The 17,124-nt window shown below is 32.0% G+C and carries 14 protein-coding genes; 2 read left to right on the plus strand and 12 right to left on the minus strand.

The annotated features are described in order from the left end of the window. Positions 1–5: 5 nt before the first annotated feature. Entirely contained in the window at positions 6–2,612 is a 2,607-nt protein-coding gene (gene polA / locus J3477_RS10900) for a DNA polymerase I (protein ID WP_206869983.1), read from the minus strand. 433 nt (positions 2,613–3,045) lie between these two features. On the opposite strand from polA, the gene J3477_RS10905 reads away from it, so the two are divergent. After that, positions 3,046–4,275, plus strand: a complete 1,230-nt coding sequence (locus J3477_RS10905) for an aminopeptidase (RefSeq protein WP_206869984.1) — start codon at positions 3,046–3,048, stop codon at positions 4,273–4,275. A 201-nt stretch (positions 4,276–4,476) separates the two neighbouring features. On the opposite strand, the gene J3477_RS10910 is transcribed toward J3477_RS10905, so the two are convergent. Next, on the minus strand, positions 4,477–5,241 hold the full coding sequence (locus J3477_RS10910) for a DUF2087 domain-containing protein (RefSeq protein WP_206869985.1): 765 nt from the start codon (positions 5,239–5,241) through the stop codon (positions 4,477–4,479). Positions 5,242–5,559: 318 nt separating this feature from the next. Between J3477_RS10910 and gloA2 the strand changes: the two genes are divergently transcribed. Further along, positions 5,560–5,946: an SMU1112c/YaeR family gloxylase I-like metalloprotein gene (gene gloA2, locus J3477_RS10915; RefSeq protein ID WP_206869986.1), complete on the plus strand. Its 387-nt coding sequence runs from the start codon at positions 5,560–5,562 to the stop codon at positions 5,944–5,946. A 71-nt stretch (positions 5,947–6,017) separates the two neighbouring features. Here the strand turns inward: gloA2 and nagZ are convergent, their stop codons facing one another. From nagZ to trpB, 10 genes are all read right to left on the minus strand, one after another. Continuing rightward, the gene (gene nagZ, locus J3477_RS10920) at positions 6,018–7,283 is read right to left on the minus strand and encodes a beta-N-acetylhexosaminidase (protein ID WP_206869987.1); all 1,266 of its coding nucleotides are present in this window, start codon (positions 7,281–7,283) and stop codon (positions 6,018–6,020) included. 14 nt (positions 7,284–7,297) lie between these two features. Continuing rightward, positions 7,298–8,131 carry a prephenate dehydrogenase gene (locus J3477_RS10925; protein ID WP_206869988.1) on the minus strand — a complete coding sequence of 278 codons (834 nt, stop codon included), beginning with the start codon at positions 8,129–8,131 and terminating at the stop codon, positions 7,298–7,300. 36 nt (positions 8,132–8,167) lie between these two features. Next, a complete protein-coding gene (gene aroE, locus J3477_RS10930) occupies positions 8,168–8,995 on the minus strand; it encodes a shikimate dehydrogenase (RefSeq protein WP_206869989.1) in 828 nt (275 codons plus the stop codon). A 19-nt stretch (positions 8,996–9,014) separates the two neighbouring features. Continuing rightward, positions 9,015–10,169 carry a chorismate mutase gene (locus J3477_RS10935; protein WP_206869990.1) on the minus strand — a complete coding sequence of 385 codons (1,155 nt, stop codon included), beginning with the start codon at positions 10,167–10,169 and terminating at the stop codon, positions 9,015–9,017. Continuing rightward, positions 10,169–11,251 (minus strand): chorismate synthase, encoded by a 1,083-nt coding sequence (gene aroC / locus J3477_RS10940; RefSeq protein ID WP_206869991.1) that lies wholly within the window; start codon positions 11,249–11,251, stop codon positions 10,169–10,171. The genes J3477_RS10935 and aroC overlap by 1 nt, the downstream gene beginning before the upstream one ends. After that, positions 11,232–12,509, minus strand: a complete 1,278-nt coding sequence (gene aroA, locus J3477_RS10945; protein WP_206869992.1) for a 3-phosphoshikimate 1-carboxyvinyltransferase — start codon at positions 12,507–12,509, stop codon at positions 11,232–11,234. Before aroA ends, aroC begins: the two co-directional genes overlap by 20 nt. Further along, positions 12,509–13,579 carry a 3-dehydroquinate synthase gene (gene aroB, locus J3477_RS10950; RefSeq protein ID WP_206869993.1) on the minus strand — a complete coding sequence of 357 codons (1,071 nt, stop codon included), beginning with the start codon at positions 13,577–13,579 and terminating at the stop codon, positions 12,509–12,511. The genes aroA and aroB overlap by 1 nt, the downstream gene beginning before the upstream one ends. Positions 13,580–13,601: 22 nt before the next feature. Further along, positions 13,602–14,618: a 3-deoxy-7-phosphoheptulonate synthase gene (gene aroF / locus J3477_RS10955; protein WP_206869994.1), complete on the minus strand. Its 1,017-nt coding sequence runs from the start codon at positions 14,616–14,618 to the stop codon at positions 13,602–13,604. 559 nt (positions 14,619–15,177) lie between these two features. Beyond that, positions 15,178–15,939 carry a tryptophan synthase subunit alpha gene (gene trpA, locus J3477_RS10960; protein ID WP_206869995.1) on the minus strand — a complete coding sequence of 254 codons (762 nt, stop codon included), beginning with the start codon at positions 15,937–15,939 and terminating at the stop codon, positions 15,178–15,180. Continuing rightward, positions 15,932–17,122: a tryptophan synthase subunit beta gene (trpB, locus tag J3477_RS10965; protein WP_206870726.1), complete on the minus strand. Its 1,191-nt coding sequence runs from the start codon at positions 17,120–17,122 to the stop codon at positions 15,932–15,934. The genes trpA and trpB overlap by 8 nt, the downstream gene beginning before the upstream one ends. Positions 17,123–17,124 lie beyond the last annotated feature (2 nt).

A 17,124-nucleotide genomic window follows, 5' to 3' on the forward strand; every position in this document is an offset into this window, starting at 1 on the left:
CTCCTTTATTTAGCATCATACCAACTTTCACCTATATTAATATCAACTTCAAGTGGAACATTGAGACTTACTGCACTTTCCATCTCTTCTTTAATAATAGTTTTAATTTGCTCTAGCTCTTCTGGCACTACGTTTATAATAAGTTCATCGTGTACTTGAAGTATTAATTTACTTTTCATCTTTTTCTCTTTTAATTTATTATATACGCTCACCATGGCCATCTTTATTATATCAGCAGCGCTTCCTTGAATAGGTGCATTCATAGCCAATCTCTCACCTAAGGATTTTACTATCTTGTTAGAAGCAGTTATCTCAGGTATAAACCTTCTTCTGTTGAGTATAGTTGTAACATATCCATCTTTTCCTGCTTCTATAATTATGTTATCCATAAACTCTCTGATCTTTGGATATCTTTCAAAGTATATATCCATATATTCTTTAGCTTCTTTTTTTGTTATATGAAGATCTTGTGAGAGGCTAAAATCACTTATACCGTACACTATTCCAAAGTTTACAGCCTTAGCTCTACTTCTCATCAAAGATGAAACCTCATCTAGCGGAGTTTTAAATACCTCTGAAGCTGTTTTTGTATGAATATCGATATCATGTTTGAAAGCATCAATCATATTTTCATCATTTGCAATATGAGCTAAAACTCTAAGTTCAATTTGAGAATAATCCGCTGAAAGTATAACATCGTCTTTTTCTCTAGGAATAAAGACTTTTCTAATCTCTCTACCCATCTCATATTTTATAGGTATATTTTGAAGATTAGGTTCTGTGGATGAAAGTCTTCCAGTGGTAGTTACTGTCTGGTTAAAGTTAGAATGTATGCATCCATCTTCATCAATAACTGCCTTTAAGCCTTCTATATATGTTGAGTATATCTTTGTTAACTGTCTAAAATAAGTTATCTTATCAATTATAGGGTGTTTATCAGATAACTTTTCTAACACCTCTGCATTTGTTGAATATCCTGTCTTTGTCTTTTTAACTACTGGCAAATCAAGCTTTTCAAATAAAATCTTTCCTAATTGTTTAGGTGAATTTATATTGAATTCTTCCTCTGCAAGTTCATATATAGTCTTTTGACTTTCTTCAATTTCATTTTTAAACTTCACTGATAATTCATCTAATATTTTAGAGTTAACCTTAAAGCCATATTCCTCCATAGAAGAAAGTACTAAGGTTAATGGAAGTTCAACTTCATATAATAATTTTTCCATACCTGCTTCTTCAATTTTAGTCTTTAGATATGAATATAGTTTTTTCATATGAAAACATAGCTTCATATTCATTACAGTATCGTCACCTTTAGGGTCTTCTCCTACATACTCATTCACTAAGGTTAAAAGCGGATAAGTACCCTTGGATGAATCAATTAAATAAGCAGCTAAGGCCGTATCAAAGATAAGCCCCTTCATGTCTATATCTAACTTTCTAAGAGCAGTTAAGAAATTCTTTACGTCGTGACTTATTTTCTTTATACTATCATCTTCAAAGAATTTTCTTATAAGTCCAATTCCCTCTTCATTGTTTATACCTTCAAAAACTAACTCATAATTTTTGTTACTATCTGATATAAATATGTTTTTTATGTTAATCAACGAATATTTACTTATTCCATCTAAATTAAAAGTGAAGTAAACTTCTTTTCCTAAAGCTTCTAAGGCTAACTTTAACCCATCATTAGTAGTTATGCTCTCATATTCGATATCAGTATCAACCGAATCTCCATCTGCAATTGCAGCTTCTGGCAACTTATCAAGCAGGGTCTTCATTTGTAGTTTAAAGAATAGCTTTCTAAGACCTTCTTTATCATAGTTCTCATTAGATTTTATCTCATCTAAATCAAATTCTATTGGCACTTCAGTATTTATAGTAGCCAATCTCTTTGAGAATATTGCTTGTTCGCTATACTGTATTAGGTTTTCTTTTACCTTTTTACCACTTATCTCTTCTACATGTTCTAATACGCTCTCAACACTGCCGTAGGTTTGAATAAGCTTAAAGGCAGTCTTTTCACCTATACCTGGAACTCCTGGTATATTATCCGACTGATCCCCCATAAGCCCCTTAACATCAATAAACTGAGTTGGAGTAACCCCCATCTCTTCTATCATTCTAGTTCTTGTGTATATCTCTTTCTCTGTAACGCCCTTTTTAGTTATTACTACATTTATATTGTCTGACGCAAGCTGAAGAGCATCTTTATCTCCGGTTACTATATAAACTTCTATCTCATTCTTTTCTGCAAACTTAGCTAAACTCCCGATTAAATCATCTGCTTCATAACCATCCATTTCATAAATACTAATGCTAAATAGGTTAAGCATTTCTTTAACTATCGGAAACTGTGCTGCAAGCTCTGGAGGCATTTTCTTTCTTCCAGCTTTATAATCTTGGTATTCCACATGTCTAAAAGTTGGTGCCTTCCTATCAAAAGTAGATACTATGTAGTCTGGTTTAAGTTCTTCTTTCATCTTAATAAGCATATTTGTAAAACCATAAACCGCATTTGTATATATGCCTTCATTTGTAGACAAAAGAGGAATTGCATAAAATGCTCTATTAAGCAAACTATTACCGTCCAATATCAATAAACGTTTCATAATTAATCCTCCAAATTCTTCTTTTAAAAGTACAAAAACTATGGTAAAAATCTTTCTACCTTATATTCTTAAATGTATAACTAATACTCGTAATTCCTATAATAATTTTATTGACTAAAACCTATAAGTATATTCTTACAAAACAATTAACAAAATGTAAGTTCACTATCTTTATACATTATAATATAAACAGTATTTGTTTCCAACCATGTATATCCAATAAATAAGCATTTTGAAGCAAATGCCTATAAAAATGTGGTTATAATGTATCAATACTAATCATAAGGTCAAATAAAACTATATATATTGATTTTTCTCATAAAAATTAAATTAATTCATATCTAGCCATCTTATTATAATAAAAAAACATTTTAATTGTTGCTATGATTTGGTAAAATTCTATATAAAGAAATTTTACAAGAGAGGTGTCAAAATGAAAGAAGATTTTTTAAGAAAATATGCTGAACTTGCAGTAAAGACTGGTGTTAACATACAAAAGGGACAGCTTTTAGTTATTACTTCCCCTATTGAGTGTTCTCCTTTTACTAGATTAGCTACAGAAGTTGCTTACGAAGCTGGTGCAAGGGACGTTATCGTTCAATGGAATGACGAAATCTGTACTAAGATTAAATATTTAAAGGCTCCTGAAGAAGTATTCGATACAATTCCTCAATGGATAGTTGATTCTAGACTTTCATCTGCAAAAGAAGGCGCTGCTTTTTTAAGTATATCTGCTGCAGATCCTGAACTTTTAAAAGATGTTGATCCTAAAAGAATTGCAAGATCTCAAAAAACTTCTCAGTTAGCTTTAAAGGAATTTAGCGAAAGACTCATGAGCAATAAAAACTCTTGGGCTGTAGTTTCAATCCCAACTACAGGATGGGCTACTAAGGTATTTCCAAACAGCACACCTGAAGAAGCTGTTGAGCTACTATGGAATGAAATCTTTAAAGTTGTTAGAGTTGATAGTGAAGATCCAGTAGCAGCTTGGGATACTCATAAAAATACCCTAAGTGAAAAAATGAACTTCCTTAATTCTAAGAACTTTAAATCTCTAAATTATAAAAACGGAAAAGGAACTGATTTAACAATAGAGCTTCCAGAAGGCCATATCTGGGCTGGAGGAGCTGATTATACTGCTGATGGTGTTGAATTTATAGCCAATATGCCTACCGAAGAAGTATTCACTCTTCCAAAGAAAACAGGAGTAAATGGTATAGTATATAGTTCAAAACCTCTTAACTATGGCGGAAATCTAATAGATGAGTTCTCTATTACCTTTAAGGATGGAAGAATAGTTGATTTCGCTGCTGAAAAAGGTTATGACACTTTACAGAATATAGTTGAAACAGATGAAGGTTCTCACTACCTAGGAGAAGTTGCTCTTGTACCTTTCGATTCACCAATATCTAACTCAGGTATAATATTCTTTAATACTTTATATGATGAAAATGCATCCTGCCACCTTGCAATTGGAGCTTCATATCCTATATGTATAAAAGATGGAGAAAATCTTAGTGAAGAAGATTTAGAAAAGAAAGGTGCTAATCAATCCATAACTCATATCGACTTTATGGTTGGAACTGAAGATCTAGAAATAGTTGGAACTACTCACGAAGGTGAAGAAATTCAAGTATTCAAAGCTGGCAACTGGGCTTTTTAATTCATTTGATTTATTAAGATTTATATCACCGTAAAAATTAAATTTTAGTTTTCATAAACCTTAAATTTTATCTCAAACCTAGAAAAAAGCACTGCAGTAATCAAAATTATTGCAGTGCTTTTAGTATTAATTCTTTGTGACTTTATTTAAAATATTAGATTTGGTGACACCTTAGTTGCACCACAGTATTTAAACACAACCTTATTCTTTAATCCAGTAATAACTACAATCCTTTGTTCTATCTAAGAAACCATATTCAATAAGGTATCTTCTAAGGGTTGCATAATCATCGAATATTCTCATTAGTACTCTATTAACTTCTTTCTCAGTGTATTTCTTATCTCTTGAAAAATTAGTTATTATCTCAGAAAGTATTGCTAGCTTTTTCTTCTCCTTCGAAGGAAAAACCTTCAATGCACCGTTTTCATCAAAATAATTTTTTCTTATATCATTTCTCTCTTGTTCACTTATATTATATCTTTCATCTAATGTAGTTGCTGAAAGATGTGCATTAACAAGCTTAGAACCATCCATTTCTTCGTCCTCCTTTGAATTATTTTTCATAAGGTCCAGAATTGCAAGAAGAGATTTTGCTTGAAGTTCTTTTTCTTTTAACTTAAATCTATAACTCCTAACTGTCGATAAAGATAATCCCATACTCACTCCGATTTCTTTATCACTTAACCCCTGATAAGTAAGCTTTATAAAATCCCTCATATTCTCACTTAACCCTGTTATCTTCTTATTTCTTTCTATAAGAAAATCAAACATATCACCATGCGCTTCTTCAATATGCTTCTCACAGCATTTTTCTGCATCATAGAATTCTTCATTAAGCTTATAAATTCTTCCTTGTTCAAAGATATCTCCACAAATCAAGCATTTAAAGTGCTTTTTTGTATAATCGTAAAAATATCCTTTCTCTATTTCTTCTAATTCGTAATCAAACAAGTAATCTTTTCCCATATTATCACCTCAATACTATTATATGTATTATCACAATTTTTATCAACATAATTAGATTAAATTTATATATTAATAAACAATATATTTATAAGTTTATAAACTACAGAACAATTTTACGTTAATTATATAAACCACTTGCAATTATATAGATAAACCACTTCATAATTAAATTCATATTTCCAAATTCTCCTCTCAGAAGCCGAATGAGTTTTGAAAATAGCTTTCAGATTGAAGTGTCTCATCTTTATTTTGTATTTACATTGATTTGTTATATAATATATTGAAGCAAAAAACATTTTTAAAGGAGGCAAAGATATTATGAAAATTAATGCTGTTCATCATATAGCAATAATCTGCTCAGACTATGAAAAATCTAAAGATTTTTATGTTAATAAGTTAGGTTTTACTGTAGAAAGAGAAGTGTATAGAAAAGAAAGAGATTCCTATAAGCTAGATCTCAATGTTAACGGAGTATATCAAATCGAGCTTTTTTCTTTTCCAAATTGCCCACCAAGACCTAGTTATCCTGAAGCAAGAGGCTTAAGACATCTATCTTTTGAGGTAGATAATATAGACGAAGTTGTTCTCGAATTGAACGAGAAAGGTATAGTTACAGAGCCTATAAGAATTGATGAATTCACTAACAAACGTTTTACTTTCTTCGAAGATCCAGACAACCTTCCGTTAGAAATATATGAAAAATAGCCTTTGAGGAATTCAAAGGCTATTTTTCATATACTTTAATGTTATGGATAATTAATTTTAACTATATATGGTTATTTCAAAACCGATGTAATCTTATTGTTTATATCTTGTATGTTATACTGCTCTTGCTTTTCCTCACCTAGCTTATACTTATCCTTTAGCTTCAATATCCTATATACCTTATCATCAATTTCCTGCTCTGTTATTTCTTTATTGTTAACCGCTGTCTTTATTGATTCAATAACAGTTTTTTCTTTATTGTAATCATGGCATACAAGAACTATATCACTTCCGGCTTTTAGAGAGGTTACCGCAGCTTTATTTATATCATAGTTTAAGGTTATTGCTCCCATGGTCATGTCATCAGTTATTATAACTCCATTAAAACCAAGTTCTTTTCTAAGTAGATCTGATATAACTACTTTTGAAAGAGATGCTGGATATGTCTTATCTATGTTTGGCAATAAGATATGTGCAACCATAACCATGTCAGCTCCATTATCTATTGCTTTTTTAAAAGGTATAAGCTCAAAGCTTCTCAATCTGTTGATATCATTATTTACTGTTGGAAGCCCTTTGTGAGAATCCACTGAGGTATCTCCATGACCAGGAAAGTGTTTAACTGCTGATATTATGTTTTTAGATTGAATTCCTTTCATTGTGGCCACTCCGAGTTTTGATACTAACTCAGCATTATTGCCAAAAGATCTATCTCCTATTATTGGGTTTTTAGGATTACTATTTATATCTAATACAGGTGCAAAATCCAGATTGAATCCTACTGAACTAACCTCTTCTCCTAAAATTTCCCCAACCTTTTTTGACAGCCCCTCATTATCCTTCTTACCTATAGTTCCACTACTAGGGAGCTTTCTGTATTCGGTAGGCATTCTTGAAACTCTTCCACCTTCTTCATCTACTCCCAAAAATAGAGGAATACCTGTTCCATTTATGTTTTTTAGCGATTTAACTAGAGTCAATGCTTGATTTCTACTACTTATATTTTCTTTAAAAAAGATTACTCCACCGACGTGGTAATTCTGTATAAGTTCCTTAGTATTATCATTTATCTCAGTACCTTCAATACCTACAATTGTAAGCTGGCCTATTTTTTCATCCAAAGTTAAAGATTTTATTTTTTCTTTAATAGGATCTTTCTCTTCTATTGGTGTATTGATATTTGAACTATTATTACTAGATCCTTTATTTGAATCAGTTGCATTATTTCTCGATAAAAACTTATCTATATACAGCTTTCCTCCACCAATATAGTAACCACCTACAAAAGCTATTAAGATAATAAATATAATTGTTAATATCACTAGGAACTTACGCATATTACACCCCCATTCTAAAGTTTTTCTCTTCTCCTTGAAGACTCTTTAAATATTTCTATAAGTTTCTCTTTATCATTATTGACCAAGGATTTTTTTATATCCTCAAGTTTTACCTGAAAAACTTCAATGGTGCTTATTAAATTCTCTCTATTTGATAAAAAAAGTTCACTCCATAATTCTTCATTTATATTAGCTATTCTAGTAAGATCTCTGTAACTATCACCAATAAGTTCACCAGTTGGATATTTATCATCATCACTGTTTACTAATGCTACTGCCATAGCATGTGGAAGTTGAGAAGTATATGCAACTATCTTGTCATGTTCATACGGATTTACTTTTTTTACGTTAGAAAATCCTATAGAATGAACTAAATCTTCAACAATTTTAAGATTCTCAGCTTTATTATTATGATGAGGTGTTAATATATAGTTAGCCCCTCTAAACACCTCTGCTGATGCAAAATCAATTCCTTTTTTCTCTCTTCCTGCCATGGGATGACCAAATACAAAATCCACGTTTTCTCCAACAGAATCTAGTATATCATCTACCATTATTCCTTTAACCCCAGTAGCATCAGTAATGATTGCTCCCTTTTTAAAATACTGCTTATTGCTTTCGATAAATTTAAGTACAGACATTGGATATATACATAAAATTACTAAATCAGATATTTCTAAAGGTTCTTTTCCCTCTAAAAATCCTTTTTTTATTATCCCAAGACTTTCAGCCTTATTTAATGTAGATATATCACTATCTATACCATAGACTTCATGTTCCTCAAGTGGCTTTAAAGCCTTAGCAAAGGAACCGCCTATAACACCTAGCCCCACTATAGTTATATTCATTTTCATCCCCCGATGTTCGAATTTAAATTAATATATTTATTTATGCTTGTCTTGATGTAGAATCTCACTTAATTCTTTATAAAGCTCATCACCTATTTCATAGGATAACTTTTTATCAAGCCAAATCTCCTCTGCTTTAATTCCTTGTGCTATAAGCATGTAGAGTCCATCAACAGTTTTTTTCCCTAAGCTTTGAGCTCTTTTTAACAATTCCGTTTCTAAAGGATTATATACTATATCTACAACCGTATGACATTTTTCAATTACTTCATCCTTTATAGGTGAATATCCAACCTTAGGAAACATACCAACAGGAGTGGTATTAATTATGATATCTATATCATTTCTCTCCTCAAGCTCAGAATAGCTTATACAATTATTATTAGGATATTTTCCAGCAGCTAAAATCTTATCTCTTGAAACCAAATATATTTCTCCCGCTTTTTGATCAGTTATATACTGAACCACTGCCTTAGAAGCTCCACCAGTTCCAAGTACTGCAACAACTTTATTCTTCACATCAACATCATTTCTTAGCAGCAATTCTCCAAAACCAAAATAATCAGTGTTATATCCTATTGTCCTATCTTCTTCTATTTTTATGGTATTAATAGCCCCTATATTCCTAGCTTCTTCTGAAATATGATCTATTTGCTCCATAAGTATCTCTTTGTACGGTATTGTTACGTTAACACCATTTATGCCTAGAACCTTTAAAGCTTCTACAGTCTTACTTATGTTTTTCTGCTTTATCTCATACAAGGAAAAACTAGCGTTTAAATTAAGTTTTTCAAAGACTTTTTTATGAATTTGAGGAGAAAGACTATGTGATAGTTTTTCCCCAATTAAACCATATGCATTCATTTCCCCACACCATAGACTCTTAATTACAGACGTCTAATTCCCTTCTATATACTCCTAAAAGTTTGAAATACGAACTACTTTTTTCAAAGGTTTCTAATAAGTCTTTTACTACTATATCTTTTATATTCCCTTCAAAATCTATATAAAAGAAATACTTCCAAGGTTCTTTTGCTATAGGTCTAGATTCTATTTTGATCATATTAAGATTATTTACTGAGAACCATTTTAGTGCATTAAAAAGCGCTCCTGCTTTATTTTCCACTGCAAAAACCACTGATATTTTATTGTTAGAAGCATTGTTTATTATGTTTTTTCCAACAATAATAAATCTTGTAAAGTTGTCTTCTTCATTACTTATTTCTTCTTTAATTATAGAAAGATTAAAGATATCTGCTGCTCTTTTTGATGCTATTGCTCCCTTTTCTTTTATACCTTCTTTACTTATATGTTCTGCACTTATTGCCGTATTAAAATAAGGTATAGACTTTACATCCTTAAGATTATTTAGGTACACACTACATTGTTCAAAGCCTTGAGGGTGTGAATATATCTCCCTTAGCTCTTCTTCCTTTGCACCTTCTATTCCTAAAAGATGGTGTTCTATTTTTATACACTTTTCAGCAACAATGAAGAATCCATATTTCCTTAAAAGATCATACACTTCCTTAACTGCACCAGTAGATGAGTTTTCAATTGGAAGTACTCCAAAATCAATTTCATCCTTATCCAAAGCCTTAAATACATCATCAAATCTTTCGTAATTCGATGTCTTATGCTTATTTCCAAAGAAGCCCAAAAGAGCTTCTTCTGAGTAAGATCCATTTACCCCTTGATACCCGAGTCTTAAATCTTTTTCTACATAAAAAGGTTTTTCTTCATTGATGTATTCGCTACTTACCTCATCCTTCGAAAGCTCAACTGACTGATATTTTTTACTTATATCCATCATCGATAATATAAACTCTCTTGCAAAAGGCTTTAAAGAATCATCTTCAATACGAGAAACATTTTTCTCAATTACTTGCTCTTCTCTATTTCCATTATATATTGGAAGCTTATTTTCTTTCTTATATCTTGCTACCTTAGTTACAACTTCCATACGCTCTTGAAATAGTTCTATTATCTTCTTATCTATATCATCTATGGATCTTCTGTATTGTTCAATATCACTCATTAAAATTCTCCTTCCATAAGGTCAAGTAATGCCAGAGCTGCAATAGCTTCGATAACCACTACAGCTCTAGGAACTATACATGGGTCATGCCTTCCTTCTATCTGTAGTTTAGCATCTTCTTTATTTTCAATATCTACTGTATCTTGGTATTTTATTATAGAAGCAGTTGGCTTTATTGCAACATTAAATAATATTGGCATTCCATTAGTTAGCCCACCTAAAATCCCACCATTATTATTTGTCTTTGTAGCAATCTTTTCTCCTTCATAATAATATGAATCATTTGCTTCAGAACCTTTGAGCTTGGTAAGCTCAAAACCTTTTCCAAACTCAATTCCTTTCACAGCAGGTACTGAAAAGGCAAGATGGGCAATTGTGCTTTCAACTGAGTCGAAGAACGGATCTCCAACTCCTACATTTATCCCTGTTATAGCACATTGTACTATTCCTCCAACGGAATCTCCCTCCATTTTTGCTGATAGAATCCTATGCTCCATCAGTGCTTTTTTACCATCATCTATTATAGGAAGATCTTTTTCTTTAATAGATTCTAAAATGCTGCTATCAATATTTAAAGGATTAAACTCAGCATCTTCAATATCAGCAATTGACTTTATATGAGCTCCTATATTTATACCTTTTTCTTTTAAAATGGATTTTGCTATAGCTCCTGCAAATACTAAAGGTGCAGTTATTCTACCTGAGAAGTGTCCTCCACCTCTATAGTCATTGAAACCTTTATATTTTATTGAGGCTGGATAATCAGAATGGCTTGGTCTCATTACACTTTTTAACTTACTATAGTCTTTAGATCTGGTGTCATTATTTCTTATTATTCCACATAGTGGTGCTCCAGTAGTTTTTCCGTTGAATATACCACTTAGTATTTCAACCTTATCTTCTTCTTTTCTTGCTGTAGCTAAATTGCTATTGCCTGGAGCTCTTCTTTTCATATCTTTATAAATTTCTTCTTCATTTATATCTTTTCCAACCGGAAGCCCACTGATATTAATACCAATAGCTCCTCCATGAGATTCTCCAAATATGGATACTTTTATATTATTACCCCATACTCCACTCATCAATTTCGCCCCCTAAAGCTTTATAATCCTTCCAAAAACCTGGGTATGACTTTCTTACACATTCTGGATCTTTAATTATAACTGGCTTTTCACATCTAGTTGCTGCTATTGCTAAGCTCATAGCAATTCGATGATCTTTGAAAGAACTAACTTCTCCTCCAGCTAGCTTTTCAACGCCTTTTATAACCATATAATCAGTACCTTCTTCTACTTTAGCCCCTAATTTATTTAATTCAGAAGATATGGCACTTAATCTATCGCATTCTTTTATTCTTAATCGACCTGCATTAATTATCTTAGTAGTTCCCTTTGCCAAAGCTGCTGCTACTGTTATTACAGGAATAATATCTGGACATTGTGCTGCATCTATTGTAGTCCCAACTAACTTTTCAACTGACAAAGAAACTTTTTTATCTGAAGTACTTATATTAGCTCCCATTCTGCTAAGTATATCTAATACTTCTTTATCACCTTGAAGACTTTGTAGATTCAACTTAGAAAGCTCTACTGAATTTCCTAAGGCACTGGCAACAAGATAAAAGGCAGCTTGAGAGAAATCACCTTCAACTTCATAATTTGTAGCTTTATACGATTGATTTCCTTCTATTATAAATTCTTTATAATCATTATTTATGATTTCTATACCGAATCTTTTCATCATGTCTAAAGTTAGATCAATATATCCCTTTGATTCTAATTTTGTTGTAATAATAATCCTTGAAGTTCCTTTTAGAAGTGGAAGAGTAAATAGTAAGCCACTGATAAATTGAGAACTTATATCGCCTTTAATATAAAATTCACCACTTTCCAGTTCTCCTTTTACAGATAAGCAAAGCTCTCCTTCTTTATTACTCCACTTTATTCCTTGTTCGTCAAATATTTCATAATAAGGCTTAAGTGGCCTTTTCCCTAGATTACCTTTACCTACAAAAGTTATACTATTTTCTTTTATAAGGAATATAGGTACAATAAATCTTAAAGTAGAGCCTGATTCATTACAATCAATTATGGCATCTGTTTCAGCTTCAAGCGCTCCTCCTTTAACTTTAACCCAGTTGTCGCCTTTTTCAAACTTAGCTCCTAGCTTTTCTATAGCACTTAAAGTTGCCACAATGTCGTCTGAAAAATCAACATTAGTTATTAAACTTTCTTCTTTACTTAAAGCCGCACATATTATAGCTCTATGAGCCATGCTCTTAGATGGCGGAATGTTTATATTCCCACTTATTGGCTTGGGCTTTATCTGTATTTTATTCATTATCTTTCCTCCAAGTCTAAGTCTTCAAATATATTTAAAGTCGTTTTATGAATCTTACTTTTACCAATTACATCCAATAAAATTATATTTAAGTTACCATTTAAATTTTTCTTATCACGGTTTATTGTAGTTAGTAAATCTCCGATGTTTAGGTTATCTACTTTCCACGGAATATTATACTTTATTAAGATATCCTTTATCAGTTTTGAAGTACCAGCCTCTGTTAAGCCTTTCTTTTCGCCTAGTTTACATATATAATACATCCCTATAGCTACTGCTTCACCATGAGTATAAACATCAAAATCAAAATATTTTTCTATTGCGTGTCCTAAAGTATGACCGAAGTTTAAAAGCATTCTATCACCTTTATCCTTCTCATCTCTTTCAACAAAATCTCTTTTTATATCAACGCATCTATAGATTATCTGTTCTATGTGTTCTAAAAGCTCAGCCTTATCTTCAAATTCTGAAAGCTCTAAAAATAATTTTTTATCTTTAATTGCTCCATATTTTATAACCTCAGCTAGACCATCATAGAAAAACTTATCTGATAAGGTATTTAACACCGTAGGGTCTATAAGCACTTTTAATGGGTGATAAAAGCTTCCTACTAAGTTCTTTCCGCCTTCCAAATCAACTGCAACCTTACCACCGACTGAAGAATCAACCTGTGCTAAAAGTGAGGTAGGAATTTGAACAAATTCAATTCCTCTAAGGTAGGTGGAGGCTATAAAGCCTGCCAAATCTCCTATTACGCCTCCACCTAATGCAATGATAAGATCACTTCTTGTTATGCTAAAATCAGAAAGCTTGTTATAAATTCCTAAAAGACTTGAAAATCCTTTTGTTTTTTCACCTGGTTCAAGCACTATATTTTCTACTAAAAAACTACTGTCTTCTAAGGATATTTTTAGTAATTCACCATAATACTTAAATACATTTTCATCGGTTATAATTACAATTTTTCTCCCTTTGAACACTTTACTAATCTGTTCTCCAGCCTTAGTTATAATACCTTTTTCTATTACTATTTCATATGAATTATTGGTTAAATTAACTGTTAAATTCATAGTGATCTCCCTTAAAAGCTTTCTATTTAATTTCTCTGCCTACAGCAGTTGCTATATTTCTAAGATCCTTTACTAAGCTTTCGAATAATTCTGGCTTAATTGATTGTTGTCCATCACATAATGCATTAGCAGGATCATTATGAACTTCTATTATTAAACCATCCGCACCTACTGCAACAGCAGCCTTTGATAGAGGTTCAACCATCCACCACATTCCTGCAGCATGACTTGGATCAACTATTACTGGAAGATGACTTAATTTCTTTATTGCTGGAATAGCACTTAAATCTAAAGTATTTCTTGTATAAGTTTCAAAGGTTCTTATACCTCTTTCGCATAATATAACTTTTTCATTTCCTCCAGCCATTATATATTCAGCTGACATTAGAAGCTCTTCTATAGTAGCTGATAATCCTCTTTTTAATAATATTGGTTTATCTAATTTTCCAAGTTCTTTTAGCAAGTCGAAGTTTTGCATATTTCTTGCTCCAACTTGAATTACATCTACATCACTTGCAAATCTATCAAGTTGGCTTGTTGACATTATTTCAGTTACTATTGGAAGTCCTGTGTTTTTTCTTGCTACTTGTAATAAATCCAGTCCATCCATTCCAAGTCCTTGGAAGCTGTATGGTGAGGTTCTTGGTTTGAAAGCACCGCCCCTTAGCATTTTAGCACCACTTTCTTTCACATTCTTAGCTATTTCAGTTATTTGATCTTCACTCTCTACAGAACATGGTCCTGCTATTAAACATATATTTTTTCCACCTATTTCTGCATCCCCGATCTTTATTACTGTATCTTCTGGATGGAATAGTCTATTAGCTTTTTTGTAAGGTTCTTGTACATGCATAACTTTCTCCACATTTCTATTAGCTTCTATTTTTCTAGGATCAATCTTTGTAGTATCTCCTATAAGTCCTATGATGCTCTTTTCTGATCCTTCTGATAAGTGAACATTAACCCCAAGTTTTTCAATCTCACTTATTAATTTTTGTACCTCTTCTTTTGGTGTTTTGTGTTTTAAAATAATAATCATAATATATAGCCCCTTTCAAAATTAATTTATATAAAATCTCTAAGTTAAAAACTTAGAATTTTTCAACATTTTCCAATACAGTAAAAAAAAATAAGACTCAACCTAATGAGCCTTATTTTTTACCGATTTATAACATTTCCAACATTGGATTTATTAAGCTAACTCATTAGAGAAACTTTTATTCGATTGCAGAACAAGTAACCAGCGTTATAAAAATAACCCCAGCTAAAAAAGTAAAAAAAGCTATTTACTTGTTCTAATCTTTCTCTAATTTTGCTATTCATAATTACCTCCATCGGAATTTTAATCTATCAATTTATAAAAGCATAATCCTTTATTTTCTATTTGTCAACCTCAGAAAACATTTTCACTATATATTTTTAGAAAATTTTTAATATATTTTTTATTATGCAATATTTGTGTATTATAGTTGAAGTTAAAATGTCACACCATCAGCTACTTTAACTTCAACAATAATATTAATTATATACTTTCACTTTATTTTCAAAATAAAAAACATTGTTTACCATATATTATTTAAAGCTCTATAACTAATTAATCAACCTAAGGCTGTTACAATTTTTTCGATACTTTCGTAATCTTCAGCATTAACTAATTCCATAACCTTGCTTCCAATTACAACTCCATCACAAAATTCAGAGATTTGTTTTGCTTGCTCAGGAGTAGATATTCCAAAACCAGCTAGTACAGGAAGTTTTGATATTTTTTTTGCTTGCTTTAGGAATCTCATAGTATCATCGTTAAAACTTTTTCGAGCACCAGTTACCCCTGCTACAGTAACTGCATACAAAAATCCGCTTCCTGCTGTAGAAAGCTTTTCTATTCTATCTTCACCACTAGTTATAGCGCATAGTGGTATTAAACTTATATTTTTACCCTCTAAATGGGGAAGTAGAAAATCAAATTCTTCTAATGGAAGATCAGGAACTATAAGTCCATCAGCCATTACATTTCCCATATCCCTAAAGAAGTTCTCAATACCATAATTTATTATTGGATTAAGATAAGTCATTAGAATTAGTGGCACTGAAGTCTTTTCCCTAACCTCACTTATCATACTAAAAATTACTTTTAAGTTAACTCCATTTGCAATAGCACTGTTGCCAGCTTCTTGTATCCTTTCTCCATCAGCTACTGCGTCAGAAAAAGGAACACCTATCTCTATTGCCGCTGCACCTATCTCAGCGAGCATTAATATAGTTTTCTTAGTATACTCAATAGACTTATCTCCACACATTATATAAGGCACAAAAGCTTTTTTATTTTGTTCTTTAAGGCTGTCTATTACTTCTCTAATCAACTAAGTTCACCCCCAAAATCTCACTTACTCTTTCTACATCTTTGTCCCCTCTACCAGATAAGCACACTACAATAATTTTATCCTTGTCATAATCTTTGGCAATCTTAACAGTATGAGCTATAGCATGGGCGCTTTCCATAGCAGGAATAATTCCTTCTAACTTTGTTAGGAGCTTGAAACCTTCCAAAGCCTCGTTGTCATCAATATAAGAATATTTTGCTCTTTCAATATCCTTAAGATAGCAATGTTCTGGACCAACTCCAGGATAGTCTAGGCCCGCAGATATTGAATAAGCTTCTTGTATTTGACCACTTCTATTTTGAAGAATATACATCATACTTCCGTGAAGCACTCCTACTTCCCCTTTTGTTATAGTGGCAGCATGTCTTTCAGTATCAACGCCTTCTCCAGCAGCCTCAACTCCTATGAGTTCTACCGACTCATCCTTTATTAAAGGATAAAACATCCCCATCGAATTGCTTCCTCCACCAACACATGCAATAACTGCATCAGGTAGTTTTCCTTCTATATCCATAATTTGCTTTTTGGTTTCACTTCCGATAACACTTTGAAAATCCCTTACTATCATTGGAAAAGGATGCGGACCAAGTACCGATCCCATTACATAATGGGTATCAAATACATTACTGACCCAGTACTTAAGCGCTTCGTTCACTGCATCCTTTAAGGTTTTAGTCCCACTTTTTGCCGGTATTACCTCTGCACCAAGCATTTTCATTCTAAAGACATTAAGTTTTTGTCTCTCGATATCTTCTTCTCCCATAAAAATCTTACATTCAAGGCCAAACAGTGCTGCAGCAGTAGCAGTGGCAACACCATGCTGACCAGCACCAGTCTCTGCAACAACCTTTTTCTTTCCCATCCTTTTTGCCAGTATTACTTGTCCTATAGTATTATTAATCTTATGAGCACCAGTATGATTTAAATCTTCTCTTTTCAAATAAATTCTTGCTCCACCACAATAATCTGTAAGATTTTTTGCAAAATACAATGGTGTTTCTCTTCCAACATAATCTTTTAAATAGTACTCAACTTCTTTTTTGAATTCCTCATCATCTTTATATCTTAAATAAGCCTCTTCTAATTCAATTACTGAATTCATAAGGGTTTCAGGGATAAACCTCCCACCATATATTCCAAAGTGTCCTCTTCCATCTGGCATAA

The sequence above is a fragment of the Clostridium zeae genome, from assembly GCF_017312485.1.
In the GTDB taxonomy this organism is placed as follows: Bacteria; Bacillota; Clostridia; order Clostridiales; family Clostridiaceae; genus Clostridium_AR; species Clostridium_AR zeae.